Here is a 26,374-nt window from a genome sequence, read left to right as displayed (position 1 = left end):
ATCAGCGCGCCGTCGACAAACGCTCGGCCACGATCTTCGGCGTGATGAAGACCAGCAGCTCGGTCTTGTCGTTGGTGCGGGTGTTGCTGCGGAACAGGTAGCCGAGGATGGGCACGTCGCCCAGCAGCGGCACCTTGTCGGTGGTGCTGCGCTCGGTCTGCTGGTAGATGCCGCCCAGGACCACCGTGCCGCCGTTGTCGACCATCACCTGCGTCTTGACGTGCTTGGTGTCGATGGCAAAACCGGAGCGGGTCTCCTGCCCCACGCTGTCCTTGTTGACGTCGACGTCGATGACGACGTTGCCGTCCGGCGTAATCTGCGGCGTCACTTCCAGCCGCAGGTTGGCCTTGCGGAACATGATCGAAGTGGCGCCGCTGCTGGTGGCCACCTGGTACGGCAGTTCGATGCCCTGCTCGATCAGCGCCATCGACTTGTCGGCGGTGATCACGCGCGGGCTGGAGATGATCTTGCCGGTGCCGTCTTCCTCCAGCGCCGACAGTTCCAGGTTGAGGAAGCGGTTGGCGGCAGACGAGAACAGGCTGATCGCCAGGTTGCCGGCCTGGGCGCCGTTGATGCTGGAGGCCGGCAGGTTGACGAACTGGGTGTTGTTGTAGGTGGAGTCGGTCAGCTTGACCTGGCCGGTCACCTCGCCGATGCCGGTCATGTTGCCGGCGATGCCGAGCCGGGTGTTGCCGTTGCCGAGCTGGTAGCCGGCGTCGCCGCCGCGGATGGTGCGCAGGTCGGTGAAGCCGAGCTTGGCGCCGAGGTTGCGGGTGAAGGTGTCGCTGGCCTCGACGATGCGGGCCTCGATCAGCACCTGCTTGGTGGCGACGTCGGTCTTGGAGATCAAGCGGCGCACATCCTCCAGCTTGGAGGCGACGTCGGTGACGAACAGCTGGTTGGTGCGCGGCTCGATGATGGCGCTGCCGCGCTTGGACAGGATGCGGTTCTTGGTGTCGCTCCCCTCCAGCCCGAACACGGTCTTGAAGGCTTCCGCCTTCTGGTAGTTGAGCTGGAAGATTTCCGACTTCAGCGGTTCCAGGTCGGCGATCTGCGCGCGCTGCTCCAGTTCCAGCTTTTCCTTGGTCAGCAATTCCTCTTTCGGCGCGATCCAGATCACCGAGCCGTTCTTGCGCATGTCCAGGCCCTTGGCTTGCAGGATCACGTCCAGCGCCTGGTCCCACGGCACTTCCTTCAGGCGCAGGGTCAGGTTGCCGCTGACGCTGTCGCTGGTGATGATGTTCAGGCCCGAGATATCGGCGATGGCTTGCAGCGCCGCGCGCACTTCCACGTTCTGGAAATTGAAGGACAGCTTCTCGCCGCGATAGCCTTGCGAGCCCTGGGTCAGCTTGTTCGGATCTTCCTTGATCGGCTTGACGTCGATCACCAGCTGGGTATCGCTCTGGTACACGGTCTGTTCCCACAGGCCGCGCGCCTCGATCACCAGGCGCGTGTTCTCGCCCTGGGGCACGGTGGTGACCAGCGCCACCGGCGTGCCGAAGTCGCCGACGTCGAGCCGGCGGCGCAGGTTTTCCGGCACCCCGGTCTTGAGGAAATCGACCATCACGCCGGTCGGCGTCTGCCGCACGTCGACCGCCACCTGGTTGTTGGGCAAGTCCACCACCACCCGGCCTTCGCCGTTGGCGCCGCGCCGGAAATCGAGGTCGCGCAACATCTGGCGCGCGGCCGACGCCGCTGGCGCGGGCGTCTTGGCGACCGGCAGGCCGCTGGCGTCGACCGCCGTGGCTAGGCCGCCGGAACCGTCGATGGTCAGAATCACGGACTTGCCGTCGATGGCGGTGGCATAGTTGAGCGTGCGCTTGAGGTTGAACACCAGGCGCGAACGTTCGCCGGCCTGCACCACGTTCACGCCGCGCAGTTCGCCCTGGTTCAGCTCCAGCACGGTCTTGCCGGTGGCGTTGACGGTGGCGCCGAAATCGAGGGCGATGCGTGGCGGGTTGGTGATGGCGAAATTGATCGGCAGCTTGTCGGGCGCGTTCTTCAGGCCGATCTTGACGATCAGGTTGGCGCCCTGCTGGTTGGCGCTGATCGATTCGATGGCGTTGACCGCCGACGCCGAAGCGGCGGCCGGCGTTTCGCCAGCCTGGGCCTGGGCCGGGGTCACGCAGGCGAATTGCAAGGCCAGCGCCCAAGTGGCGGCGGCCAGGGCGTGCCGGGCCGTGTGTTGAGCGTTCATTTGGTGGTCTCCTTGCTTTCCTGCAGTTCCAACTTGGACAGGCGCTCGACCCAGTCGCCGGTGGCGTCCTGGACGATTTCCTTGAGGCTGACGGTGGTGTCGTCGATGCGGGTGATGCGGCCGAAGTTCTGGCCCAGGTGCTGGCCCACCACCACCTGATGCACGGCGCGGTCGACTTGCAGCACGGCGTAGATCACGCCTTTTTTCTCGATGGTGCCGACCATCTGGATGGTATCGAGCGGATAGGTCTCCAGCAATTCCTTGCGGCGCTCGGTGTCGGGACGCAGGCCGCTGACGCCGCCGGCGGCGGCCAGCTTGGCCAGTTCGGCCAGCAGCTTGTTGGGATTGAACGGGTCCTGCTCATCCTTGTGCGCGTAGGCGAAGGGAATGAAGGTCTTGGGCGCAGCCAGCGGCGGCACCTGCACCTTGGTCTGGGCGTCGACCTCCTTCATCCAGGTGCGCACTTCCTGCACGTCGCTGTCGCCGCAACCGGCCAGCAACAGCAGCAACAACAAAGCGGTCAGCGTCTTCATGATTTTTTCGCCGCCTTCTTCTTGTCGGCGGCGGCCTTGCGCTGCGCCGCCACTTCGTCCGGATCGAGGTAGCGGAAGGTCTTGGCCACCGCCTCCAGGGTCAGCCCGCCGTCCTTGCTGGTGCTCAGCTGCAGGTTGTTGAGCGTGACGATGCGCGGCAGGTTGGCGATGTCGCCGGTGAAGGCGCCGATGTCGTGGTAGCTGCCGCTGATCTTGATGTCGATCGGCAGCTCGGCGTAATAATCCTTGACCACCACCTGCTGCGGCTTGAACAGTTCGAACTGCAGGCCGCGCCCGGCGCCGGCCTGGTTGATGTCGGTCAGCAGCGCGGCCATCTCGGCCTTGCTCGGCAGTTGCTTCTGCAAGCGGTCCACATACTGGTCGACCTGCGCCTTTTGCGCGCGCAGCGCATCCAGGTTGATCGCCTGCGCGGTCTTGAACTTGTATTCGTCGCGCAGCTTGAGCTCGACCTGGGCGCCGGCGTCCTGTTCCTCGAACTGCGAGCTCCAGTAAGCGAAATAGCCGGCCGCGCACACCGCCGCCGTCACGCCCAGCGCGCACAGCATGCGCGGCGCCAGCGGCCATTGGCCAGGATGGCGGCCACCGAGGTCGCGGAACTGGTCGGCGAACTGCGCGAACAGCAGCTTGAGATTGAGATTGGAATTAGCCTTGGCCATCGCATGGGCTCCTAGGCGCGGGCCGGCGGCAGGCCGGCGGCGGGGGTTGAGCCGGGCGCGGCGGGCGGCTTGCCCTTGGCGCCCTCTTCCGGCTTGTCCTTGTCGCGCGGACGCTTGATGAAGACGTTGAGGTTGAACTCCACCACCTTGCGCGCGGTCTTGCCCTGTCCCAGCCCGGTCGACTTGACCTCCACCAGGTCGGGCCGCTCCAGCCACGGCGACACGCCGGCCAGGTTGCGCAGGAATTCGGACACGCGCTCCTGCGACTGCGCATAGCCGTTGACGGCCACCTTCTGGCCGTCCTGCTTGAAGGCTTTCAGGTACACGCCCGGCGGCGTTTGCAGCACCAGTTCGTCGAGCAGGTAGACCGGCTGGTTGCGGTCGCCCTGCAAATCCTCCACCGCCTGCTGGCGCGCTTTCAGCGCTTCGATTTCCTGCTTCAGCGTGGCGATCTCGGCGATTTTTTTATCAAGGCCGACGATGGCCGTCTTCAGCACCTGGTTGCGTTCTTCCTGGATCGAGATGGCGCGCGCGTTGTAGCCGCCCACCAGCAGCACGACGCCGATGCCCACCACGCCGCCCAGCGCCAGCATGGCGAAGAAGGCTTGCTTCTTTTGCTTGCGCCTGGCCTCGCGGTGCGGCAGCAGGTTAATCCGTATCATCAGTCGAACCTCCGCAGGGCCAGGCCGCAGGCCACAAGGTAGGCCGGCGCGTCCAGCCGCAGCTGCGATTCGCGCACGGCGGCGCCGATCTGCATGCCTTTGAACGGCGAGATCACGGCGCTGGAAATGCGCGTGCGGCTGGCCACCAGTTCCAGCAGGCCGGGGATCAGCGCGCAGCCGCCGGCCAGGAACAGCTGGTCGACCCGCGTGTAGGGCGTGGAGGTGTAGAAGAACTGGATCGCGCGCGTAACTTCCAGCGCCGCGCTTTCCAGGAACGGCATCAGCAGTTCGGCCTGGTAGTTCTCCGGCAGGTCGCCGGTCTTCTTGCGCGCCTCGGCTTCGTCGAAGGACAGGCCGTAGCTGCGCACGATGTCCTGGGTCAGCGTATTGCCGCCGAATGGCTGCTCGCGCTCGTAGACGGTGACGCCGTCCAGCATAACGGAAATATGGGTCACTTGGGCGCCGATCTGGAACAGCGCGATCACCTGGCCGGCACCGGCTTCCGGCAACTGCGCGGTGACGCGGTCCAGCGCGGCGCGGGCGGCGTAGGATTCAATGTCCATCACGGTCGCTTTCAGGCCGGAGGCTTCGGCGATGGCCACGCGGTCCTCGACCTTTTCGCGGCGCGAGGCGGCCAGCATGACTTCGATATCCTCGGCCGAATTGGCGGCCGGACCGATGACGTCGAAGTCCAGGCTCACTTCATCGAGTGCGAACGGGATGTACTGGCTGGCCTCGGATTCGACCTGCACTTCGAGCTGGTCTTCCGGCAGGCCGGCGGGCAGGATGATTTTCTTGGTGATGACGGAAGCCGGCGGCATGCCCAGCGCGGCGTGCCTGGCGCGGGTGCCGCTTTTCTTCCAGACCCGGCGCACCGCTTCCACCACCTGGTCCATGTTTTCGATATTGCCGTCGGTGACGGCGTTGCGCGGCAGCGGTTCGGCGGCGTAGCGCTCCAGCCGGATCTCGCCCTTGGCGCCCTGCGCCAGCTCCACCAGGCGCACGCTGGAAGTGCTGATGTCGATGCCCACCAACGGTGGGTTGCCTTGGCCCAGCAGGGCCTTCAGATCGATCATACGAGTCCTCCGGCGCCATGGCTGGCGCCTGTCTTGCAGTGGATCCGAACACACTGTCGAACTGTTTGCATAAAAGGAAACTCGTTATAAAACCAGCGTTTAGATTACTTATATCAGCCTGTACATTAAAACGGGTCTATTTAAGTGTAAAGATATTTCTACTGTGCACAATTGACGCGGTGTGAGGGTTTCGCCACACTTATTTTCCCTCGCATGACCAACAAAACAACTGAGTTGTTTTGTTGGTCATGCGGAAATATTCCTGCCATAGGGAACGCCGGGCCACTGGCTTATAATGGTCCGCACATTCAATAGAAAGATCGCACTGCATGGCCTCTTCCAATTCGACACCCCCTCCATCGAATCCGTCGGAAAAAACGGACAAAAAACCACGCAAGGGACGCCGCCTGCTGCTGATGGCCGGCCTGTCGGTGGCCGGACTGGGGCTGACCGGCGTGCTGCTGGTGGTGTTCGGCCTGGCGATGGCCTACCCCAACCTGCCCGAACTCGACACACTGACCGACTACCGTCCCAAGATGCCGCTGCGGATCTTCTCCGCCGATAACGTGCTGATCGGCGAGTTCGGCGAAGAGCGCCGCAACCTGGCGCGCATCAAGGACATCCCCGACGTCATGAAGAAAGCCGTGCTGGCCATCGAGGACGACCGCTTCTACGAGCACGGCGGCGTCGACTACATGGGCATCCTGCGCGCGGCCGTGCACAACGCCGTCGGCGGCGGCGGCCGCCAGGGCGCTTCGACCATCACCCAGCAGGTGGCGCGCAACTTCTTCCTGTCGAGCGAGCAGACCATCAAGCGCAAGGTCTACGAAATGCTGCTGGCCTGGAAGATCGAGAAGAACCTGAGCAAGGACCAGATTCTCGAGGTCTATATGAACCAGATCTACCTGGGCCAGCGCGCCTACGGTTTTTCGTCGGCCGCCCAAATCTATTTCGGCAAAAATCTGCGCGACATTAGCGTGGCCGAGGCGGCCATGCTGGCCGGCCTGCCGAAAGCGCCGTCGGCCTACAACCCGGTGGTCAATCCGAAGCGCGCACGCACGCGCCAGCAGTACATCCTGCAGCGCATGCACCAGCTCGGCTACATCAGCGACAAACAGTTCGAAACCGCCAAGGCCGAGGAGCTCAAGGTCAAGACCGACAGCAGCGAGTTCGGCGTGCACGCCGAGTACGTGGCCGAGCTGGCCCGCCAGCTGGTGTACGAGCAGTTCAAGGAAGACACCTACACGCGCGGCCTGAACGTGTTCACCACCATCACCAAGGCCGACCAGGACGCCGCCTACCTGGCGCTGCGCAAGGGCGTGATGGACTACGAGCGCCGCCACGCCTATCGCGGCCCGGAAGCGTATATCGACATCCCGGCCAGGAAAGAGGACGCCGACGAAGCCATCGAGACCGTGCTGGCCGAGCATCCGGACAACGACGACATCATCGCCGCCGTGGTGCTGGCCGCCACGCCGCAGCTGATCACCGCCGTCACCGCCTCGGGCGAAGAAATCAAGATCAGCGGCGCCGGCCTGGAGATGGGCCGCTCGTGGCTGGGCGACAAGAACCCGCCGAACAAACGCATCCGTCGTGGCGCCGTGATCCGCGTCATGCAGGAAGGCAAGGACTGGCTGGTGGCGCAGATGCCGGAAATCGAATCGGCCTTCGTTGCGGCCAGCACCACCGACGGCGCCATCAAGGCCATGGTCGGCGGCTTCGACTACAACCGCAACAAGTTCAACCACGTGACCCAGGCCTGGCGTCAGCCGGGCTCGTCGTTCAAGCCCTTCATCTATTCGGCTTCGCTGGAGCGCGGCCTGTCGCCGGCCACCGTCATCAACGACGCGCCGATCTCGTTCGACGCCGGCCAGACCGGCGGCCAGGCGTGGGAACCGAAGAACTACGACGGCAAGTATGAAGGCCCGATGACCATGCGCAAGGGCTTGACCAAGTCCAAGAACATGATCTCGATCCGCATCCTGCACCGCATCGGCGCCAAGTACGGCCAGGAATACGCCACCCGCTTCGGCTTCGACGCCGACAAGAACCCGCCCTACCTGACCCTGGCGCTGGGCGCGGGCAACGTGACGCCGCTGCAGATGGCCGGCGCCTACGCGGTGTTCGCCAACGGCGGCTACAAGGTCACGCCCTACCTGATCTCCAAGGTGACCGACGCCGACGGCAAGATCCTGTCGCAGGCGCACCCGGACGTGGCGGGCGACGAGAAGAACCGCGTGATCGACGAGCGCAACGCCTTCCTGATGGACAGCATGATGAAGGACGTGGTGCGCTTCGGCACGGCGGCCAAGGCCAATGTGCTGGGCCGGCGCGACATCGCCGGCAAGACCGGCACCACCAACGATTCGATCGACGCCTGGTTCGCCGGCTACCAGGCCAAGCTGGTGGGCATCGCCTGGATCGGCTACGACCAGCCGAAGAACCTGGGCAACCGAGAAACCGGCGGCGGCCTGGCGCTGCCGATCTGGATCGGTTACATGCAGAAGGCGCTGAAGAACATCCCGATCGAGGAACGGGCGGTGCCGGACGGCGTGATGCTGGTGGGGGATGAGTACTACTATGCGGAAAATCCGCCGGGCGCCGGGGTCAACAACCTCGACGCGCCGGGGCACGGCACCCCGGCCGAGGAAAAGGCCAAGGACGCCGTCAAGAACGAGCTGTTCTAAGCCCGTCGTTCCCGCGCAGGCGGGAACCTATGGAACGCCGGTGGCACACGCTCAGCATGGATTCCCGCTTGCGCGGGAATGACGTCAGCCGAGCTTGACCTTGGCGCCGCCCTGGGCCGAGACCATCTCGGACAGGGAGGCGTACAGCTCGGTGTTGTCACGGCCGTTGATCCAGCGGCCGTCGATCTGCTTGTAGTGGTAGCCGCCCGAACGCGAGGCCACCCACAGCTCCTTCATGGCCGACTGGCTGTTGATGATGATCTTGCTGCCGTTGTCGAGGAACTCGACTTCCAGCACATTGCCGCTGCGGCTGCACTCGACGTCGACCACGTCTTCGTCGTTCAACCGGTCCAGTTCGGCCTCGATGGCGTTGAGGGTGGCTTCCGCCTGCGCCAGGAATTCTGATTCGCCCATGCTACACTCCAGTATCTAATCTCAAATAAACCGTGATTTTATCGTGAAGTCCTCTCTCCGTTTGATTATCCTGAGCGTATTGCTGAGCGGCTGCGGCCAACCCGGCCCGCTGTACCTGCCCAAGCCTCCAGCGGCCAAGCCTGCCAAGAGCGGGAATGCCCCTGCCCCCACCTCCGAAACCGCTGCTCCTCAACAATAATTCATCCTTATGTCGCAATTTTCGTATAAAGACGGCGTGCTGCACGCCGAAGGCGTCGCGCTGAGCGCCATCGCCGAACAATTCGGCACGCCGACCTATGTCTACTCCAAGTCCGCGCTGCTGAGCAACTTCGCCTCCTACGCCGACGCCTGCCAGGGCCGCGACGCGCTGGTGTGCTACGCCATGAAGGCCAACTCCAACCTGGCCATCCTGGACCTGCTGGCACGCCAGGGCGCCGGCTTCGACATCGTCTCCGGCGGCGAACTGCTGCGCGTGCTGGCGGCCGGCGGCGACCCGCGCAAGGTGATCTTCTCGGGCGTGGGCAAGAGCGTGGAAGAAATGCGCCTGGCGCTGTCGCACGACATCCTGTGCTTCAACGTCGAATCGATCCCGGAACTGCACCGCCTGAACGAAGTGGCAGGCGCCATGGGCAAGAAAGCCAGCATCTCGCTGCGCGTGAACCCGAACGTCGATCCGAAGACCCACCCGTACATCGCCACCGGCCTCAAGGCCAGCAAGTTCGGCGTGGCCTTCGACGATGCGCTGGCCACCTACCGCACCGCCGCCAGCCTGCCGCACCTGGACGTGGCCGGCATCGACTGCCACATCGGCTCGCAGCTGCTGGACGACGCGCCGCTGCTGGAAGCGCTGGACCGCCTGATCGAGCTGATCGACGCGCTCGGCGCGGAAGGCATCGAGCTGCACCACCTGGACATGGGCGGCGGCATCGGCATCGACTACCGCGAGGCTGGTGAATCCGAGCCGGTGCCGGTCGGCACCTACCTGGCCCGCGTGTTCGCGCGCATCGACGCCTGGCGTGCGGAACGCCATGACGGCAAGCCGATCAAGGTCATCTTCGAACCGGGCCGCTCGATCGTCGGCGACACCGGCGTGCTGCTGACCAAGGTGGAGTTCCTCAAGCACGGCGAAGAGAAGAACTTCTGCATCGTCGACGCGGCGATGAACGACATGGCGCGTCCGGCCCTGTACCAGGCCTGGATGGACATGCAGCCGGTGGTGCAAGGCAAGGCCGGCGCGGAATACGACGTGGTCGGCCCGATCTGCGAATCGGGCGACTGGCTGGCACGCGACCGCACGCTGGCGGTGGAAGCCGGCGACCTGCTGGTGATGCACACGGCCGGCGCCTACGGCATGACCATGGCCTCCAACTACAACACCCGTGGCCGCGCGGCCGAGGTGATCGTCGACGGCACCGTGCCACACCTGGTGCGACAGCGCGAAAACCCAGCCGATCTCTACGCGCTGGAATCCATCATCAAGTAATCCCCCTGCCCCGCTGCGCTACGGCTTGCGCAGCAGCAGGGGCGGTTCCGCCGCGTAGGCTTTCGGCAGGGTGGGATTGGCCAGCACCAGGCAACGCATGGTGCTGGATTTAAGCTGTTTGATTTCTTTCTGAAAGTGGCGCGCGGTCAGTTCGTCGAGCGAACCGTCGCGCTTGGCCATGGCCATGCCTTTAGCTAGCCGCGCGGCCAGCCGGGGTTCGCTGGCGCTGACGTAGAAGAAGCTCGGCAGCGGATAGTACATCACCAGATCCGGCACCAGCGCCAACTCCGGCGTCAACATGGAACCGGCCTCGGTCGCGCTGAGTGGCAGGTAGTCGAAGCGTTTGTTGACCAGCATGTCCACCAGCGTCGCCACGTTGCCGCTGTCCTCCACCTTGTAACCGTTGTGGCGCAAGATCGTGGCGTCGACCCAGCCCCGTCCCATACCCGCCACCAGCCGCTTGAGCTGGGCCGCCTCCGTGATCGCTTTGAAGGCCGGCAACTCGCCGTTGCGCACCAGCAGAAAACGATAGCCGAGCAAGCCGGACAGGATGGGGGTGTCGATCAGGATGCCGCGCGCTTGCGGCTCATCGGCCTTCACATCGCGCCAGGGACCGGCATGCACATTCAGGCGCTGGCCCTCGTGGATTTCGCGATGCACGCGCGTGGTGCTCATGGTGTCCGTCACGCGGATGAGGGAAAATGGCCCATGGCTGGATATGGTCTTTTCCAGCGCCAGCGTCAGCGCCGCGGCCTGGTAATCGTCGCGTCGGGGCGTGCGCCCCCAGTCCCAGTAACGGTAGGCCATGACCGGGGCCGCCGCGTGCGCAGGCCGTGCGCCCAGCGCCAGCGATGCCAGCGCCAGCAGCATGCTGCGGCGCGGCAGAGGATTCGACTTGTAAGAAGACTGCATGAATGCAGTCTATGCCATGTTGCGCCGCGTTGTCACCCACCAGTAGAGACGTGCCAACAACAACACACCGAGCACCGTGCCGAAGATGATAGGCTGGGTGAAGTTGTGCTTGCCCGCTTTCATCCACCAGAAGTGCAGGATGGCCAATGGGGCGATCACGTAGATCAGGCGGTGCAGCCATTGCCAGCGCTTGCCGCCCAGGCGCTTGATCATGCCGTTGGTGCTGGTCAGCGCCAGCGGGATCAGCAGCACGAAGGCGATGAAGCCGACCGTGATGAAGGGCCGCTTCAAGACATCCTTCCACATCGCCTGCACATCGAAGAAATGGTCGAACCACAGGAAAGTCGTGAAGTGCAGCAGGCCGTAGAAGAAGGTGTACAGGCCCAGCATGCGGCGCAGCTTGATCAGCCAGTTCCAGCCGCTCAGCTTGCGCAGCGGCGTCACCGCCAGCGTGATGCACAGGAAGTACAAGGTCCAGTCGCCCGTGCCGCGCGTGATGAATTCCAGCGGATCGACCAGTTGGTCGGTCACCGTCAGGTACACCATGCGCAGCAAGGGAACCAGCGCCAGCGCGAAGACGGCGCCCTTCAGCCAGCTGACCTGTTTGGCGCTCAGCATCAGTAGAACTTCTTCAGGTCCATGCCGGCGTACAGCGGCGCGACGTCGTTGTAGCCGTTGAACATCAGGGTCTTGCGTTTGCGCGCCAGGAAGCCGTCCTCGCCGATGCGGCGTTCGGAAGCCTGCGACCAGCGCGGGTGGTCCACGTCCGGATTCACGTTCGAATAGAAGCCGTACTCGCTTGGCGCCGACAGGTTCCACGAGGTGCGCGGCTGGTCTTTCACGAAGCGGATCTTGACGATGGACTTGGCCGACTTGAAGCCGTATTTCCACGGCAGCACCATGCGTACCGGTGCGCCGTTCTGGTTCGGCAGCACGTCGCCGTACATGCCGAAGGTCAGCAGCGCCAGCGAATGGTTGGCTTCGTCGATGCGCAGGCCTTCGGTGTACGGCCATTGCAGCACGCGGCTGCCCACGCCCGGCATCTGCTTCTTGTCGGCCAGGGTGATGAATTCCACGTACTTGGCGTTGCCGGTCGGCTCGACCTTCTTGATGATCTCGGAGAACGAGTAGCCGATCCACGGAATCACCATCGACCAGCCCTCCACGCAGCGCAGGCGGTAGACGCGCTCTTCCAGCGGCGCCAGCTTGAGCAGCGCATCGATGTCGAGCGTCATCGGCTTCTTGACCTCGCCCTCGATGGTGACCGTCCACGGCCGCGTCTTCAGCGTGCCCGCGTTCATGGCAGGCTCGCTCTTGTCGGTGCCGAATTCGTAGAAGTTGTTGTAGTTGGTGGCGTCCTTGAACGGCGTCTGCTTGTCCAGCGCCGAATAGGCCGGGTTGAGCTTGGCCGGCAGCTTGGCGCCGGTTTGCGCGAAGGCTTCGCGGTTGGCCATCTCCAGCAGCGCCGCGCTGCCGATCGCGCCCATGGCGATCTGTTTCATGAAGCTGCGGCGCGACTCGTACACTTCGCGCGGCGTGATTTCCGAGGAATATGGCAGGTCGATGCCATTGGCACTGCGCTTGATCAGCATGTCGGCTCCAGAAGATTGGTCTAAGGCTGAACCTTACACCAATCTCCGGGAACGAATATTAAACTTCCGTTTACAACTTACCGTAGGAGTGCAGGCCGGACAGGAACATGTTCACACCCAGGAAGGCAAACGTCGTCACCAGCAGGCCCACCAGCGCCCACCACGCCGCCGGACGGCCGCGCAGGCCATTCATCAGGCGCATGTGCAGCCAGGCTGCGTAATTGAGCCAGACGATCAGGGCCCAGGTTTCCTTCGGATCCCACGACCAGTAGCCACCCCACGCTTCCGCCGCCCACAGCGCACCCAGGATGGTGGCGATGGTGAAGAAGGCGAAGCCGGCCGAGATGGCCTTGTACATCACGTCGTCCAGCACTTCTTCCGACGGCAGGCGGTCCTTCAGGTAGCCCGAGGTTTTCAGCAGGTAGGCCGAAGCCACCATGGCCGCCAACGCGAAGTTGCCGTAACCGATGAAGTTGGCTGGTACGTGGATTTTCATCCACCAGCTTTGCAGCGCCGGCAGCAGCGGCTGGATGTCGGCCGCGTTGCGCGAAGTGGTGTACCACATCAGGAAACCGATGGCCGCCGAGATGATCAACAACACGAACGGACCCATCTGGCGGGTGGCGTAGCGCTGCTCGAAGTACAGGTAGAACATGGCGGTGATCAGCGAGAACAGGATGAACACTTCGTACAGGTTCGAGACCGGGATATGGCCGACGTCGGCGCCGATCAGGTAGGACTCGAACCAGCGCACCATCATCGCGGTCCAGCCCAGCACCACGCCGGCCCAGGCCAACTTGGAGCCGATGCTCGACGCCGCAGCCGAGCGGCCGGCAAAGCCGATCCAGTAGAACACGGTGGAGATCACGAACATCACGCTCATCCATAGCACCGCCGACTGGCTCGACAGCATCATGCGCAGCCAGAATTTCTTGCTGCCGTTGTCGAGCTGGCCGGCGTACATGAAGATGGCCCACAGCGACAGCAAGGCGATCAGCGGCATCAGCCAGCGCACCGGCTTCCAGTGCCAGCCCAGCGTGGCGAAGGTCGGCGCGGCCAGCAGCAGGATGGCCTGCTCGTAGACGTCCATGAAGTGGCCGTAGCGGTTCAGGCCGTAGACCGAGCCGGCCAGGAGGGCCAGCGCGAACAGCCAGTCGGTCACGGTCAGGCGCTTGAAGTAGCCGGGCGCCTGCTGATAGGTTTGCTGGGATTGGGTCAGTTCCATAGTTTCTCCTGCTTAAGCCGATTGTGGCAGCTTTTCTTTCAGTGTGGCGAATTCACGCTCGAAGTCCAACGTTTTGCGCTGGGTGCTCATGGCCATCAGCGCCTCGCTGGCGCCGCCGGCCTCGTCCTTGATCCAGATCCACAGGCGGCGCTCGCGGATGTAGAACATGGCAAACACGCCCAGCACCAGGAACAGGCAGCCGAGGTAAACCACGTTCTTGCCCGGCGAGCGGGTCACCTGGAACACCGAGGCCTGCACGTGGATGAAATCTTCAAGTTGCAAATAGACCGGCGCGCCGTAGAAGAACGCGTCCGACAGGGCGTTGGTGGCCAGTTGCAGGAAGCGGGCATGGCCTTCGTCCTCGGTCACCGGGTCCAGGCCATCCTTGGCGCGGGCCGCCTGCCACAGGTCCCACAGGCTGCCGTTGAGGATCTTCATGACCACGTCGGCAGCCTTTTCCTGCTCGGCCGCCGGGATCTTCTCAAGGAACTGCGAAATGGCCACGAAGCCGGCCGATTTCTCGCTGCCGGCGAAGATCGACAGGCTCTTCTCGGCCGAGGCCTGCAGTTGCGTGCGCAGGGCGTCGCCCTTGGCCGACTGCGGCGTGGCGCGCTCGGCGTAACGTTGGGCGGCGGCGGTGCGCAGGGCCGGGTCTTGCAACGCCGCGCGCAGGCGCATCCATTCGGTCACGCCGTGGGCGTCGTCGGCAGGAATGCGCAGGTAGCTGAAATTGTCCGAAGGGTTGGCGCGCATGCCGGCCAGGAACACGGTGGCGCCGTCCACCGTTACCGGCTGCATGTAGTTCTGGTATTCGCGCGCCTGGCCGGTTTTGTCGCGCAGCTTGTAGCTGACGCTCGGGCCGACGTTCTTCAGGTCTTTGTTGTTGGCGTTCTTGCCGGCCGAACCCATGTGCTGGCCCAGTTCTTCCTGCAGGCTCTTGCCCTTCTTCACCGCGCGCGGATCTTCGGTCGGGCCGACGTTTTCCACGTTGAACGGACGGAAGCCCGACCACTCGACGGTGTAGGCCTCGTTCAGCGGCGTAGTGCTGCCGACTTCGCCGGCCAGTTCGAAGCGCTTGCTGTCGGTGCCGGCCATGGGGAAGCCGGTCATCCTGAGCTTGCTGCCGCCGTCTTCAAAGCTGGACTGGTAGATGGCCACGCCCTTGAAGATCAGCGGCTTATTGACCTCGATGGTGGCCTTGACCGTTTCGCCGGTTTCGCTGTCGCGCACCTCGACATCGCTGGCGAACAGCTTGGGCATGCCGGTGCTGTAGAAGTCGATGGTGAATTTTTTCAGGTTGATGGTGAACGGCAGTTCCTGGATCAGCACGCCGTCGGGACGGCTCAGGATGGCGGTGTTGCTGTTCTGCCCTTCCGGAATCATGGTGTTGCCACGGAAGGTGGGATTGCTGGTGCCGAGGCGGTGCTGCGCCGGGATTTGCGCGATCAGGCCGCTGCCGTTGAACGGCGTCTTGCCGAGGAACCATTCCTGCAGGCGGATCGGGATGTCCGAATCAAGCAGGCCGCCCAGGCAGATGATCACGATCGCCGAGTGGGCGAAGATGTAGCCGAACTTGTTGGCCGCGCCCTGCTTGGCGGCCACCAGCGTGCCGTGGTCCTTCTCCACCAGCTTGACCTGGTAGCCGGCGTCCTTCAGGCGCGCGGCGCTCTGCTGCGCCAGCGCGGCGCGCGCCAGCGGCGACCGCCATTGCATCTTGTGGTGGAAGTTCAGCAGCGACTGCTCGCGCACGTTCTCGCGCCAGCTGCGCATGTCCTTCATCATCTTGGGCGCGTTGCGCACGATGCACAGCGTGGTCGAGGTCACCAGCGCGCCCATCAGCAGCAGGAACCACCAGGCCGAGTACACGCCGTACAGGCCGATCTTGCGGAACACCTCGTACCAGAACGGGCCGAACTGGTTGATGTAGTTGGTGCTGGCCTCGCCCTGCTTCATCACCGTGCCGATCACGGCGGCGATGGCGATCATCGCCAGCAGGGCGATGGCGAAGCGCATGGAGGAAATCAGTTCAACGACTTCACCGACGAGGGGACGACGCGTGTTCAGCTGGATGCCGGTGGTGCTGGGGCTACTCATGCGGACTCGGATTCTCAAAAATATAGTGGCAGCGGCAGCATACCAACAAAAAGGGCAGCCCGCACCTGCAGCCGCCCTCTTCTTTCAATCGCTCACTGGCACTGAGTTTATTTCAGGCCCGCCACGTAATCGGCCACGGCCTTCATTTCCTCGTCGGACATGCGCTTGGCGATGGTGGCCATCTCCGCGCTCTTGCGGCTGCCGGCCTTGAACAGGCCGAGCTGGGCGACCGTGTAGTCCTGGTGCTGGCCCGACAGGCGTGGATATTGCGCCGGAATGCCGCCGCCGGTGGCGCCGTGACAGCTGGCGCAGGCCGGTACGCTCTTCTCGGCGATGCCGCCACGATAGATCTTCTTACCCAGCTCGATCGTATCCTTGTTCTTGGCTGCGCCCGGCTTAGGCGCCTGCGTCACCAGCCACGCCGCCACGTTGTGCTTTTCCTCGTCGGTCAGCATCTTGGCGTAGGTGGTCATTACCGGCTGGTTGCGGTCGGCGGTGGTGAAGTTCACCAGCTGCTTGTACAGATAGCCTTCGTGCTGGCCCGCCAGCCTTGGATTGACGGCGATGGTGGAGTTGCCACCTGCGCCGTGACAGGACACGCAGGCCGGCAGACCACGGGCGTTGTCGCCATCGGTGTACAGCGAGGCGCCTTTGGCGGGATCGATTTTCGCAGCGGCTGGCTGGGCCGGCTTCTTGTCTTCAGCGGAAGCGGTGGCCGACACGGCCAACAATGCGACAAACAGGGATTTTACTAACGGTGAAAACACACTATTCATTAAAGCACCCTAGAAGGAGTCTAAAAAGTTATGCACCAAAGTGTCCCGCGGCAAGCACCAAACCGTGCATAGAAGCACTCGGTAACCACTCATTGTACAATAGCTTAAAAAAATTCCTGCTTTAAACTGTTGCTTTTTCCCCAATCCCCATGTCCAAACTCTGGCAAGCCCGTTTTTTCACGACCGTAAACCAACTACGCGAACTCCCCGACACCCAGGTGCCGGAGATCGCGTTTGCAGGTCGCTCCAATGCCGGTAAATCGACCGCCATCAATATTTTATGTAATCAGAAAGGCTTGGCGTTCGCCTCCAAGACACCTGGCCGTACCCAGCACATCAACTTCTTCTCCATCGGTGGCGCGCACGTGGCGCAGCACCGCAAGGACCCGACCATCGTCGACGAAATCCAGTGCCTGCTGGTGGACTTGCCCGGCTACGGCTACGCCGAAGTGTCGGGCTCGGCAAAGCTGCACTGGCAGCGCCTGCTGGGCGACTACGTCCAACGCCGCGACCAGTTGGCCGCGCTGATCCTGATCATGGACTCGCGCCGCCCGTTCACCGACCTCGACGTGCAGATGCTGGAATGGTTCGCCCCGACCGGCAAACCGATTCATTGCATCCTGACCAAGGTTGACAAGTTGAACCGCAACGAATCGATCAACGTGCTGCGCCAGGCGAAAGCCAAGCTGGAAAGCTACGTCGACGAAGACGGCGAAGGCTTCCCGTTCACGGTGCAATTGTTCTCCGCCATGAAGCGCGTGGGCATCGACGAAGCCAACGACAAAATCCTGGAACTGGCCGGCCTGATCGACGACGAGGCCGACGACACCCCGGCCCCTGACGTAGGAAGCGAAACGAATGAGTAAGCACGCCGCACAATTTCCCGCCATCCGCATGCGCCGCATGCGCCGTGATCCGTTTTCGCGCGCGCTGATGCGCGAAAACATCGTCACCCCGGCCGACCTGATCTACCCGGTCTTCATCCTGGAGGGCACGCACCAGCGCGAAGCGGTGGCGTCGATGCCGGGCGTGGAGCGGGTGTCGGTGGACCTGCTGCTGAAGGTGGCGGAGGAATGCGTGGCGCTCGGCATTCCGGTGCTGGCGCTGTTCCCGGTGATCGACGTGGCGAAGAAAACGCCGGACGGCATCGAGGCGACCAATCCGGAAGGCCTGGTGCCGCGCGCGGTGCGCACTTTGAAACAAGCCTTCCCCGAGCTGGGCGTGCTGACCGACATCGCGCTCGATCCGTACACCAGCCACGGCCAGGACGGCCTGATCGACGACAACGGTTACGTCATCAACGACATCACCACCGACATGCTGATCCGCCAGGCACTGTGCCATGCGGAAGCGGGCGTGGACGTGGTGGCGCCGTCGGACATGATGGACGGCCGCATCGGCGCCATCCGCGCCGCGCTGGAAGCGGCGGGCCACATCCACACGCGCATCATGGCTTACTCGGCCAAGTACGCGTCGGCCTTCTACGGCCCGTTCCGCGACGCGGTCGGCTCGGCCGCCAACTTGGGCAAGGGCGACAAGAACCAGTACCAGATGGACCCGGCCAACGGCGACGAAGCACTGCGCGAAGTGGGCCTGGACCTGGCCGAAGGCGCGGACATGGTGATGGTCAAGCCGGGCATGCCCTACCTCGACATCGTGCGCCGCGTGAAGGACGAATTCAAGGTGCCGACCTTCGCCTACCAGGTCAGCGGCGAATACGCGATGATCAAGGCGGCCGCGCAAAACGGCTGGCTCGATCATGACAAGGTGATGATGGAATCGCTGCTGGCCTTCAAGCGCGCCGGCGCCGACGGCGTGCTGACCTACTTCGCGCTCGACGTCGCCCGCAAGCTCAAGGGGGCGTGAGCGCCGGCACGATTCAACTAGTTTAATGTCGGGCGCCAGCGGGAATCATAGAATAACCTCAGGAAATATTTATGAGACCATGGCAATGCCCGACGATGTGCCCAACAACCTGCCTGAGCATCAGCTTGCGGCACAACTGATGACGCTGGTCGGCGTCTCGCAACAAGGCTTCGGCCTGTTCGATGTCACCGACACGTTGTGCTACGCCAACGCCGCCTTCCGCACCACGCTGGGCCTGGAAGCGGACGCCTATCCAAGCTGGGTCGAGCTGATGCGCCAGGGCTATGCGCGCTCGCACGGGACCATGATCGACACCTGCGACTTCGAGACCTGGCTGACCTCGGCGCGCTCGCGGCGCGGCAAGCTTCCCTACCGCATGATCGAGACCGAGATGTTCGACGGCCGCAAAGTGGTGACCACGGAAACCACGCTGCCGGGCGGCTCGATGCTGTGCGTAATCACCGACGTCAGCGAGCTGTCGACCGACTGGCGGCAGCTGCGCCAGCAGCGCGACACCGCGCTGAAGGACGCCATGTCCGATCCCCTGACCGGCCTGAGCAACCGGCGCTACCTGACGCAAAAAACCGAAGCCTTGCTGGACGGCGGCGCCGCCGCCGCGCTGGCGATACTGGATCTCGATTTCTTCAAGCGCATCAACGACAGCCGCGGCCACGACGTCGGCGACCTGATCCTCAAGCATTTCGCCGGCCAGTTGCAGACCCATGCCCGGCGCGATGACCTGGCCGGCCGCCTGGGCGGGGAGGAATTCCTGTTGGTGATGCCGGGCGCCACGCCGGAGGTGGCGGGCCAGCTGCTGGACCGGCTGCTGGCGGCGGTACGCGCCAGCGCACCGCTGGAGGCCGATCCCGCCATGCGCTACACCTGCTCGGCCGGGGTGGCCTACAGCCGGCCGAATGAAACCATGACCTGCCTGCTGCAGCGCGCCGATGCGGCGCTGTACCGCGCCAAGGCCGAAGGCCGCGACCGCTACCTGGAGGCCGGCTAGGCGCCGGTCAGCGCGAGCCGCCCCGGGTGTATTCGGGGAACATTTCCTTGAGCAGGAAGGCCATCAATTCTTTTTCGTCTTCCGGACGCGCGCTCAGCGTCACGACCTTGCCCAGGCGGCGCGATTCCCACTGGAAGTCGCCCTGCTTTTCCTTGCGGATGATCTTGATCATTTCCTTGGCCACCGCCGTCTCGATATCCTGCTCGGCGCCCTGCTCCACGTGAATCTGCTGCAGCCAGTTGCGCTTGAAGTTGGTGTTCCAGCCACGGAATTTCACCTCGGCGCTACGGAAGCTCTTGTTGACCTGGAATACCCCGCCGGTATCGTCCTTGTCGGCGCCGCTGCTCTGGCCGGCGCCGTTGGAGCGCGCGATGTTGGCCTTGGCGATGCGGTTGGCGCGCTCGGCGTCGCTCTCCACCGGGGCCGGCGGCGCCGGTTGCGGGTTCTGCGATTCACGTGCGGCGCGGCGCTTGGCGATCATTTCCGACATATCCTGCTCGGGCGGCGGCGTCATGGTGGCCTGCACCGGCGGCACATAGGTTTCCAGCTTGGGCCGCACGGCCTGCGGCGTGTCCTTCGACACCACCTGCTTGCGCGGCGGCGGTTTGGCGGCCGTGGCCGGTTGAGGCTTGGTGACCGGCTTGTTGGGGACTTTCTTCTCAGGCAAGGGCGCGATGTAGACCATCTGGCCGCCCTTGGGCGGGGCCGACTTGGTCGGCGCCGGCGACGGCACCAGCAGGTAGTACAGCACGCCCAGCAAGTGCAGGCCGATCGAGATACCGATGCCGATGCGGTTGTTTTTCGACTTGCGTTCCCAAACGGCGTAACCGTCCTGCGCCGACGGCAGGCGCTGGCCGCAGGTTTCGCAGTATTCGGAATTTGCCGTAAGAATGTGGGAGTCGTGATGCAAGATGCAGACCTTGGGAAGCGCTGAATTCGTCAAAATGGGGCAATAGTGCCAGAGTCCCGCTATTTTGGGAACCGATGCCACAGCATGATACCAGCACCAGGGTATTCACTTTACAAGTTCCCCGTCTTGATGGGTGTTACCGTATGTATCCGGCCCCTTGCGGCGACGCCCGGCGCGACGCGGATTTTGCGCCATCTGCGCCACCATCATGGCCACGCAACGGTCCGCATCGAGCACCTGCCGCGACCGCATCAGCGGCCGGGGCAGCGCATAGGTGTAGTAATGCGCGCCCTCGACCGGGTAGCCCAGCGCCCACAGATTCGACAGCACCTCCCCCTGGCGGTCGAGCGGCTGGCCGTCGCGGTTGATGTCGATGCCGCCCGGATGGAACACGCCGTTGTAATAAGGCCGGAACAGCCCGCGTTTTAACATATTACGGATAAGTAATGATGTATCGGTTTCGGGGAAAAATCCGTCCAATCTTGCAATAACGACCACGTCGACCGGCTGGTTTTCCACGCCGCCCGCAAATTTGGTGCTCAACACATAGGTCGAGTCGTTTTCATCGATTTCGATGCGGCTGCCGGGGCCGGAACGGATCGCCACCACGCCGGCGTCCAGCAGCGCCAGCAACTCCTGGTTGCGCCGCAGCGGCGGCCCGAACGCGGCGCGGTTGATGGCCGGGTGGTAGACGTTGAGGAATTTGCGGTGCGAGCCCGGCGTTAGCCCGCCATGCTCGATGGCCGCCTGCAAGGTGGCGCGCACGTCGCGCAGCACGTCGGTGGCGGCCTTGGCCGGACTGGCAAGATTGCCTTGCCGCGCCTGCGCCAGATCGTCGCGAAGCCAGTCGCGGAAGTAGGCGCTGAATTCGGCCAGCGAGGCGAATTGCCGGTCCTGCAAGGGAAACAACAGCGTGGCGAACAGCGTGTCCTCATCGATGGCGACGGCGCCCGGCGTGGCGTGATAGACCTCGGCCATCTCGCGCTTGAGCAGGGGCAGCAGCTCGCGATCGAAATCGAGCTGTGGGCTGCCACGCGTCATCAGCGCCTGGCGCCGCAGCGCCGCCACCGCGTCCGGCGTGAACCAGCGCGGCTGGTGGCGGCCGTCCACGCCCTTCTGGTTCACGCCGCGCGCCGCATACGGCAAGCAGTTGCGCGAACACAACGTCAACTGCGGTTCGCGCCCCGAAGGCTGGTAGCGCAGCCCCTCGCCGTCCGAAATGAATTCGCCGCCCCGCCCCACCGTCAGGTCGGCGATGACGTCGTGCGCGCTCAGGCCCAGGCCCTGGATCGCCACCCGGGCGCCGGCGCCGATGCGCGACAGCTGCTCCACCGGATAGACCTGGCGCACGAAGGCCAGCTTGCTGTTGTAGCGCGCGTGATCCTGCGCGAACTTGGCCAGCCAGGCGTCCAGGTCGCTGGGCAGGTTGGCGCCGTGGCCAGTGGTCAGGAAAACGAAATCGCTGCAGACGATGTAGCCGGTCTCCAGCTCGACCACGAAGCCGCCGTCCGGCTGGCGGCGCAGGTCCACCGCGCGCAGGCGGTGATGGGTGAGCGAGACGCCAGCAGGCAGCGCCGCCGCGACCTGCTGGTAGACCCAGGCCAAGTATTCGCCCAGCAGGCTGCGTGGCAGGTAGTCGCCGTCCGTGATGTCGTAGCCGCCATGGCCGCCCAAGCGGTAGTAGCGCTCGCCTACGCGGCGATAACCCATCTGCCGCGCCCAGGCCGTCAGGGAGGGCGCTGGGCACACCGGCGCGTAGCGCACGGCGCTGGGGGCCGGAAACATGGTGACCTGGCTGGCCAGCGTGTTGATCAGCAAATGCTGCGGCTGGCGTGCGGCGTGCACGCCAGCGCCGCAGTCGCCGGGATCGATGAGGGTGATGTCGAGCAGGAGTTGGCGGGCCGCAGCCACGGCGGCCAGACGCTCAAAAACGCTGAGTCCGCGCGGGCCCATGCCGATGATGGTGATACTGGTGCGTTTCATCTGATCGCCTCTTTATCATGAACAACTTGCTCATGATAAAGAGACGACTTCAAATCAACTTGTCACCGCTCAATGCTTGTTCACGGCCTTCAGCGGAACCGCGTGCACGGCCTCGTGCTGGACCGGCGGAATGGCCTTGTCGGCGTCGATTTCCGCATCCAGCATCGGGCCGGTGCCACTGTACTTATCGAGGAACAAGTAAATCACGGGCGTGATGTACAGCGTGATCACTTGCGAGAAGATCAGGCCGCCCACCACCGCCAGGCCCAGCGGCTGGCGCAGCTCGGCGCCGGCGCCCAGGCCGAGGGCGATCGGCAAGGCGCCCATCAGCGCGGCCATGGTGGTCATCATGATCGGGCGGAAGCGCAGGATGCAGGCCTCGCGGATCGCCTGCTCCGGCGTCATGCCCTGGTTGCGCTGCGCGTGCAGCGCGAAGTCGATCATCATGATGGCGTTCTTCTTGACGATACCGATCAGCATCAAAATACCGATGATGGCGATCATGGTCAGGTCCAGATTGAACAGGCGCAGCGTGATCAGCGCGCCCACCGCCGCCGACGGCAGGCCGGCCAGGATGGTCAGCGGGTGGATGTAGCTCTCGTACAACACACCCAGCAGCACGTAGATCACGCCCAGCGCGGCCAGGATCAGGATCAGCTGGCTGCCTTGCGAACTCTGGAACACCGCCGCGTCGCCGCCGTAGTTGGTGATGATGGACGGCGGCAGGTGCATGTCGGCGGCCCAGGCGTCGATCTTGCCGGTGGCGGTGCCCAGTGGCACGTCCGGCGCCAGGTTGAACGACAGCGTGATCGCCTGCAGCTGGCCCTGGTGATTGACGGCGGTCGGGCCGATGGTGCGCTCCACGGTGGCAAAGCTGGACAGCTGCACCAGCTGGCCGGTCTTGTTGCGCACCGAGATTTTGGTCAGCGCGCTGTCGAACTGGCGATCAGCGTCGGCCGCTTCCAGGATCACGTAATAGCTGGCGGCCGGCGAATAGATGGTCGACACCTGGCGCTCGCCAAAGGCCAGGTAGAGCGCGGTGCGGATGTCGCTGATGGCCACGCCCAGGCTGTTGGCCTTGTCGCGGTCGATCTTCAGCGAAGCCTGCAGGCCTTTGTTCTGCGAATCGCTGGTGACGTCGCGGAAGTCCGGATCGGCGCGCATGCGGTCCATGTACTTCTCGGCCCACTCATTGAGCGCGCCGGGGCTGACCGATTGCAGCGTGTACTGGTAGCGGCTCTTGGACTGGCGGCCGCCGAGCTGCAAGTTCTGCACCGGGCTCAGGTAGACCGAGATGCCGGGCACCTGCTTGGTGGCCTTGCGCAGGCTGTCGAGCACCTGCGGCATTTTCTGGCGCTGGTTGCGCGGCTTGAGCACCATGAACATGCGGCCGGTGTTGCCGCCGCCGACGAAGGAAGTGACGTCCTGCACGTTCGGGTCGGCCTTGATGACGGCGGCCACCTTTTCCTGCAGCTCCAGCAGCGCGGCCGAGGAAATGTCTTCCGAGGCCTCGGTGTTGACGCGGATCTGGCCCAGGTCTTCCTCCGGGAAAAAGCCTTTTGGAATCGTGATGTACAACACCACCGTCAGCACGAAGGTGCCCAGCGCGGCCAGCAGCACGATGAAGCGGAAGCGCAGCGCCGTATCCAGCGTGCGGGCGTAGAAGTTGCGCAGTGCACCGAAACCGGCTTCGAACCAGCGGCCGATGAAGTTGCCCTTGTCGTGCTCAGGGTCGATGGCGTCGGCCGGCAGCAGGCGGCTGGCCAGCATCGGCACCAGCATCAGCGACACCGCCGCCGACACCAGCACCGACAGCGCCACCACCACGGCGAATTCGTGGAACATCAGGCCGATCACGCCCGGCATGAAGAAGATCGGAATGAACACCGCCACCAGCGAGACGGAAATCGAGATGATGGTGAAGCCCATTTCCTTGGCGCCCACCAGCGAGGCCTCCAGCGGCCGCTTGCCCATCTCGATGTGGCGCACGATGTTTTCCAGCACCACGATGGCGTCATCGACCACCAGGCCCACGGCCAGCGTGATGCCGAGCAGCGAGACGTTGTCCAGCGAGTAGCCGAAGGCATACAGCAGCGCAAGCGCACCGAGCAGCGAGATCGGCATGGTGATGGCCGGAATGAAGGTGGCGGCGGCGCGGCGCAGGAACAGGAAAATCACCATCACCACCAGGCCCACCGTCAGCAGCAGGGTCAGGTTGACGTCGTGAATCGCTTCGCGGATCGACACCGAGCGGTCGTTGACCAGGTTGATGTTGATCGACGCTGGCAACTGGGCCTTGAACTGCGGCAGCAGGCGGCGCACGCCATCCACCACCTGCACGGTGTTGGCGTCCGGCTGGCGCTGCACCAGCAGCACGATGGAGCGCTCGCCGTTGTAGCTGCCGGCGGCCTTGGTCGACTGGAAGCTATCCTGTACGTCGGCCACGTCGCGCAGGCGCACCGATTCGCCGTTGCGCTGGGCGATGATCAGGTTGGCGTAGTCGGAGGCCTTCATCAGCTGGGCGTTGCCGGTGATGGTCAGCGTCTGGCTCGGGCCGTCCAGGATGCCGAGCGGGGTGTTGGCGTTGGCCGATTTGATCGCCTGCTGCAACTCGTCCAGCGTGAGGTTGCGCGCGTTCATCAGGTCCGACTTGGCGCGGATGCGCACGGCGAAACGCTTCTGGCCGTTGACCGATACCTGGGCTACGCCCGGCAGGGTCGACAGGCTGGGGGCGATCAGGTTTTCCGCGTAGTCGTTCAGCTCCGACAGGGTCAGCGATGGCGAATTCATGGTCATGAACAGCACCGGCGCATCGGCAGGGTTGACCTTGCGGTAGGACGGCAGGTCGGTCATCTCGACCGGCAACTGGCGCTGGGCGCGCAACAGCGCCGCCTGCACGTCGACCGCCGCTTCGTTGACGTTGACGCTCGGATCGAACTCCAGGGTCAGCGAGGAATTGCCGAGCGTGTTGGTGGAGGTGATCAGCGCCAGGCCGGCGATGGTGGAAAACTGTTTCTCCAGCGGCAGCGCCACCGAAGACGCCATGGTGTCCGGCGAAGCGCCCGGCAAGTCGGCCGAGACGTTGATGACCGGCGTGTTATAGCTGGGCAGCGCCGCTACCGGGATGTAGAAGTACGACAGCACGCCGGCCAGGATCAGCGAGGCCGACAGCAGCACCACCATCACGGGACGGCGGATGCACAATTCGGAAAGGTTCATTGATTAGCCTTTCTGCTTAGTACCATCGGCGGTGGCGATGCGCACCTTGCCGCCCGGCCGCAGGTTCTGCTTGCCGTCAACGATGACCTGTTCATCGCCATTGAGCCCGGTCACGGCGGCGCTTTCGCCAAACGCGTGCAAGCGCTTGATATTCACCACCTTGGCGGATTGGTCCTTGTCGACCGCATAGACGAAGGTGCCCCGGGTGTTGCTAATGATAGCGTTTTGCGGGATCACCGTCGCATCTTTTATGACGTGCGAAATGAGCTGGGTGTTGACGTACTGGCCCGGCCACAGGCTGGTGTCCTTGTTGTCGAACTGGGCTTTCACCCGGATCACGCCGGCCACCGGATCGACCGTGTTGTCGATGAAGCTGAGCTTGCCGTTCACGGCCAAGGTCGAGTTGTCGAGCTTGACCTGCACCGGCACCGCGCCTTCGCGCTGGGCCGCCATCAGGCCGGCCAGCGCGGTTTCCGGCAGCGTGAAGGCGACCGTGATCGGATCGAGCTGGGTGACCGAAGTCAGCAAGGTGGTCATCTGCACCAGACTGCCCGGATAAACGTTGATGGCGCCGACGCGGCCGGTCATCGGCGCGCGGATCGCGGTGTAGCTGGCGTCGACGCTGGCCGAACGGGCGGCGGCGATGTCGGCGTTGAGCAGCGCGCGGGCCGAATCGACCTGGCTCTTGAGCGTGTCGACGGCGTTCTGGGCGATGAATTTCTGCTCCAGCAGTTCCTGCGCGCGCTTGTACTGGCGCTCGTAGTCGGCCAGCGCGGCGCGGTCGCGCTCGACCTGGGCCTGCGCCTTGTCCACGTTGGCGCGCTCGCTGCGATCGTCCAGTGTGAACATCAGCTCACCGGATTTAACAAACTGGCCTTCCTTGATGTGCACCTTGGCGATGGTGGCGGTGGTCTGCGGGTGCAGGTCGACGGTGCTGATCGGGGTCACGGTGCCATTCGCCTGCAAGACTACCGGTACATCCTGGCGTTTCGGGGCGACGATGCTGACCGTGGTCGGGCCTTGTGGGCCGTTCATTTTACCGCCGGCGGCCGGCGTCGCACC

22 protein-coding genes are annotated in these 26,374 nt (G+C 64.1%); 6 read left to right on the top strand and 16 right to left on the bottom strand.

The annotated features are described in order from the left end of the window. Position 1: 1 nt before the first annotated feature. Genes pilQ through ACXZ1M_RS15845 form a run of 5 tightly spaced genes read right to left on the bottom strand, consistent with a single transcriptional unit; the run spans position 2 to position 5,145 of the window. On the bottom strand, positions 2-2,197 hold the full coding sequence (gene pilQ / locus ACXZ1M_RS15865) for a type IV pilus secretin PilQ (protein WP_459048635.1): 2,196 nt from the start codon (positions 2,195-2,197) through the stop codon (positions 2-4). After that, the gene (locus ACXZ1M_RS15860) at positions 2,194-2,730 is read right to left on the bottom strand and encodes a pilus assembly protein PilP (RefSeq protein ID WP_459048634.1); all 537 of its coding nucleotides are present in this window, start codon (positions 2,728-2,730) and stop codon (positions 2,194-2,196) included. Before ACXZ1M_RS15860 ends, pilQ begins: the two co-directional genes overlap by 4 nt. Continuing rightward, positions 2,727-3,407, bottom strand: a complete 681-nt coding sequence (locus tag ACXZ1M_RS15855) for a type IV pilus inner membrane component PilO (protein WP_459048633.1) — start codon at positions 3,405-3,407, stop codon at positions 2,727-2,729. The genes ACXZ1M_RS15860 and ACXZ1M_RS15855 overlap by 4 nt, the downstream gene beginning before the upstream one ends. Before the next feature lie 11 nt (positions 3,408-3,418). Then, entirely contained in the window at positions 3,419-4,069 is a 651-nt protein-coding gene (locus ACXZ1M_RS15850) for a PilN domain-containing protein (protein WP_459048632.1), read from the bottom strand. After that, positions 4,069-5,145: a pilus assembly protein PilM gene (locus ACXZ1M_RS15845; protein ID WP_459048631.1), complete on the bottom strand. Its 1,077-nt coding sequence runs from the start codon at positions 5,143-5,145 to the stop codon at positions 4,069-4,071. The genes ACXZ1M_RS15850 and ACXZ1M_RS15845 overlap by 1 nt, the downstream gene beginning before the upstream one ends. A 329-nt stretch (positions 5,146-5,474) precedes the next feature. On the opposite strand from ACXZ1M_RS15845, the gene ACXZ1M_RS15840 reads away from it, so the two are divergent. Continuing rightward, positions 5,475-7,832, top strand: coding sequence for a penicillin-binding protein 1A (locus ACXZ1M_RS15840; RefSeq protein WP_459048630.1), 2,358 nt, complete (start codon positions 5,475-5,477; stop codon positions 7,830-7,832). Positions 7,833-7,916: 84 nt separating this feature from the next. On the opposite strand, the gene cyaY is transcribed toward ACXZ1M_RS15840, so the two are convergent. Then, complete coding sequence (gene cyaY / locus ACXZ1M_RS15835) at positions 7,917-8,246, bottom strand: iron donor protein CyaY (RefSeq protein WP_459048629.1); 330 nt, start codon at positions 8,244-8,246, stop codon at positions 7,917-7,919. A 43-nt stretch (positions 8,247-8,289) separates the two neighbouring features. On the opposite strand from cyaY, the gene lptM reads away from it, so the two are divergent. Together lptM and lysA are read left to right on the top strand one after the other, a co-directional pair. After that, on the top strand, positions 8,290-8,445 hold the full coding sequence (gene lptM, locus ACXZ1M_RS15830) for an LPS translocon maturation chaperone LptM (protein WP_459048628.1): 156 nt from the start codon (positions 8,290-8,292) through the stop codon (positions 8,443-8,445). A 9-nt stretch (positions 8,446-8,454) separates the two neighbouring features. Further along, a complete protein-coding gene (lysA, locus tag ACXZ1M_RS15825; RefSeq protein ID WP_459048627.1) occupies positions 8,455-9,729 on the top strand; it encodes a diaminopimelate decarboxylase in 1,275 nt (424 codons plus the stop codon). An 18-nt stretch (positions 9,730-9,747) separates the two neighbouring features. On the opposite strand, the gene ACXZ1M_RS15820 is transcribed toward lysA, so the two are convergent. The 6 genes from ACXZ1M_RS15820 to ACXZ1M_RS15795 all read right to left on the bottom strand — a co-directional run bounded on the left by ACXZ1M_RS15820 (position 9,748) and on the right by ACXZ1M_RS15795 (position 16,328). After that, positions 9,748-10,641: a hypothetical protein gene (locus ACXZ1M_RS15820; protein WP_459048626.1), complete on the bottom strand. Its 894-nt coding sequence runs from the start codon at positions 10,639-10,641 to the stop codon at positions 9,748-9,750. Positions 10,642-10,650: 9 nt separating this feature from the next. Beyond that, positions 10,651-11,259: a protein-methionine-sulfoxide reductase heme-binding subunit MsrQ gene (locus ACXZ1M_RS15815; protein WP_459048625.1), complete on the bottom strand. Its 609-nt coding sequence runs from the start codon at positions 11,257-11,259 to the stop codon at positions 10,651-10,653. Beyond that, the gene (msrP, locus tag ACXZ1M_RS15810; RefSeq protein WP_459048624.1) at positions 11,259-12,233 is read right to left on the bottom strand and encodes a protein-methionine-sulfoxide reductase catalytic subunit MsrP; all 975 of its coding nucleotides are present in this window, start codon (positions 12,231-12,233) and stop codon (positions 11,259-11,261) included. The genes ACXZ1M_RS15815 and msrP overlap by 1 nt, the downstream gene beginning before the upstream one ends. Positions 12,234-12,303: 70 nt before the next feature. Next, positions 12,304-13,458 carry a c-type cytochrome biogenesis protein CcsB gene (ccsB, locus tag ACXZ1M_RS15805; protein WP_459048623.1) on the bottom strand — a complete coding sequence of 385 codons (1,155 nt, stop codon included), beginning with the start codon at positions 13,456-13,458 and terminating at the stop codon, positions 12,304-12,306. 12 nt (positions 13,459-13,470) lie between these two features. Continuing rightward, on the bottom strand, positions 13,471-15,552 hold the full coding sequence (locus ACXZ1M_RS15800; RefSeq protein ID WP_459048622.1) for a cytochrome c biogenesis protein ResB: 2,082 nt from the start codon (positions 15,550-15,552) through the stop codon (positions 13,471-13,473). A gap of 107 nt (positions 15,553-15,659) precedes the next feature. Then, entirely contained in the window at positions 15,660-16,328 is a 669-nt protein-coding gene (locus ACXZ1M_RS15795; protein ID WP_459048621.1) for a c-type cytochrome, read from the bottom strand. A gap of 149 nt (positions 16,329-16,477) precedes the next feature. On the opposite strand from ACXZ1M_RS15795, the gene yihA reads away from it, so the two are divergent. From yihA to ACXZ1M_RS15780, 3 genes are all read left to right on the top strand, one after another. After that, the gene (gene yihA / locus ACXZ1M_RS15790; protein WP_459048620.1) at positions 16,478-17,194 is read left to right on the top strand and encodes a ribosome biogenesis GTP-binding protein YihA/YsxC; all 717 of its coding nucleotides are present in this window, start codon (positions 16,478-16,480) and stop codon (positions 17,192-17,194) included. Next, a complete protein-coding gene (gene hemB, locus ACXZ1M_RS15785; protein WP_459048619.1) occupies positions 17,187-18,194 on the top strand; it encodes a porphobilinogen synthase in 1,008 nt (335 codons plus the stop codon). The genes yihA and hemB overlap by 8 nt, the downstream gene beginning before the upstream one ends. Before the next feature lie 79 nt (positions 18,195-18,273). Further along, positions 18,274-19,200 (top strand): GGDEF domain-containing protein, encoded by a 927-nt coding sequence (locus ACXZ1M_RS15780; RefSeq protein WP_459048618.1) that lies wholly within the window; start codon positions 18,274-18,276, stop codon positions 19,198-19,200. A gap of 7 nt (positions 19,201-19,207) precedes the next feature. On the opposite strand, the gene ACXZ1M_RS15775 is transcribed toward ACXZ1M_RS15780, so the two are convergent. The 4 genes from ACXZ1M_RS15775 to ACXZ1M_RS15760 all read right to left on the bottom strand — a co-directional run bounded on the left by ACXZ1M_RS15775 (position 19,208) and on the right by ACXZ1M_RS15760 (position 26,347). Further along, entirely contained in the window at positions 19,208-20,110 is a 903-nt protein-coding gene (locus ACXZ1M_RS15775) for a hypothetical protein (RefSeq protein WP_459048617.1), read from the bottom strand. A gap of 105 nt (positions 20,111-20,215) precedes the next feature. Further along, a complete protein-coding gene (locus ACXZ1M_RS15770; protein WP_459048616.1) occupies positions 20,216-22,093 on the bottom strand; it encodes an FAD/NAD(P)-binding protein in 1,878 nt (625 codons plus the stop codon). Positions 22,094-22,162: 69 nt separating this feature from the next. Continuing rightward, positions 22,163-25,312, bottom strand: coding sequence for an efflux RND transporter permease subunit (locus ACXZ1M_RS15765; RefSeq protein ID WP_459048615.1), 3,150 nt, complete (start codon positions 25,310-25,312; stop codon positions 22,163-22,165). A gap of 3 nt (positions 25,313-25,315) precedes the next feature. After that, the gene (locus tag ACXZ1M_RS15760) at positions 25,316-26,347 is read right to left on the bottom strand and encodes an efflux RND transporter periplasmic adaptor subunit (protein ID WP_459048614.1); all 1,032 of its coding nucleotides are present in this window, start codon (positions 26,345-26,347) and stop codon (positions 25,316-25,318) included. Between the last annotated feature and the right edge of the window lie 27 nt (positions 26,348-26,374).

The sequence above is a fragment of the Duganella paludis genome (genome assembly GCF_054461335.1).
The sequence above is the reverse complement of the archived record's forward strand: the minus strand, read 5'-3'. Positions and strand labels throughout refer to the sequence as shown.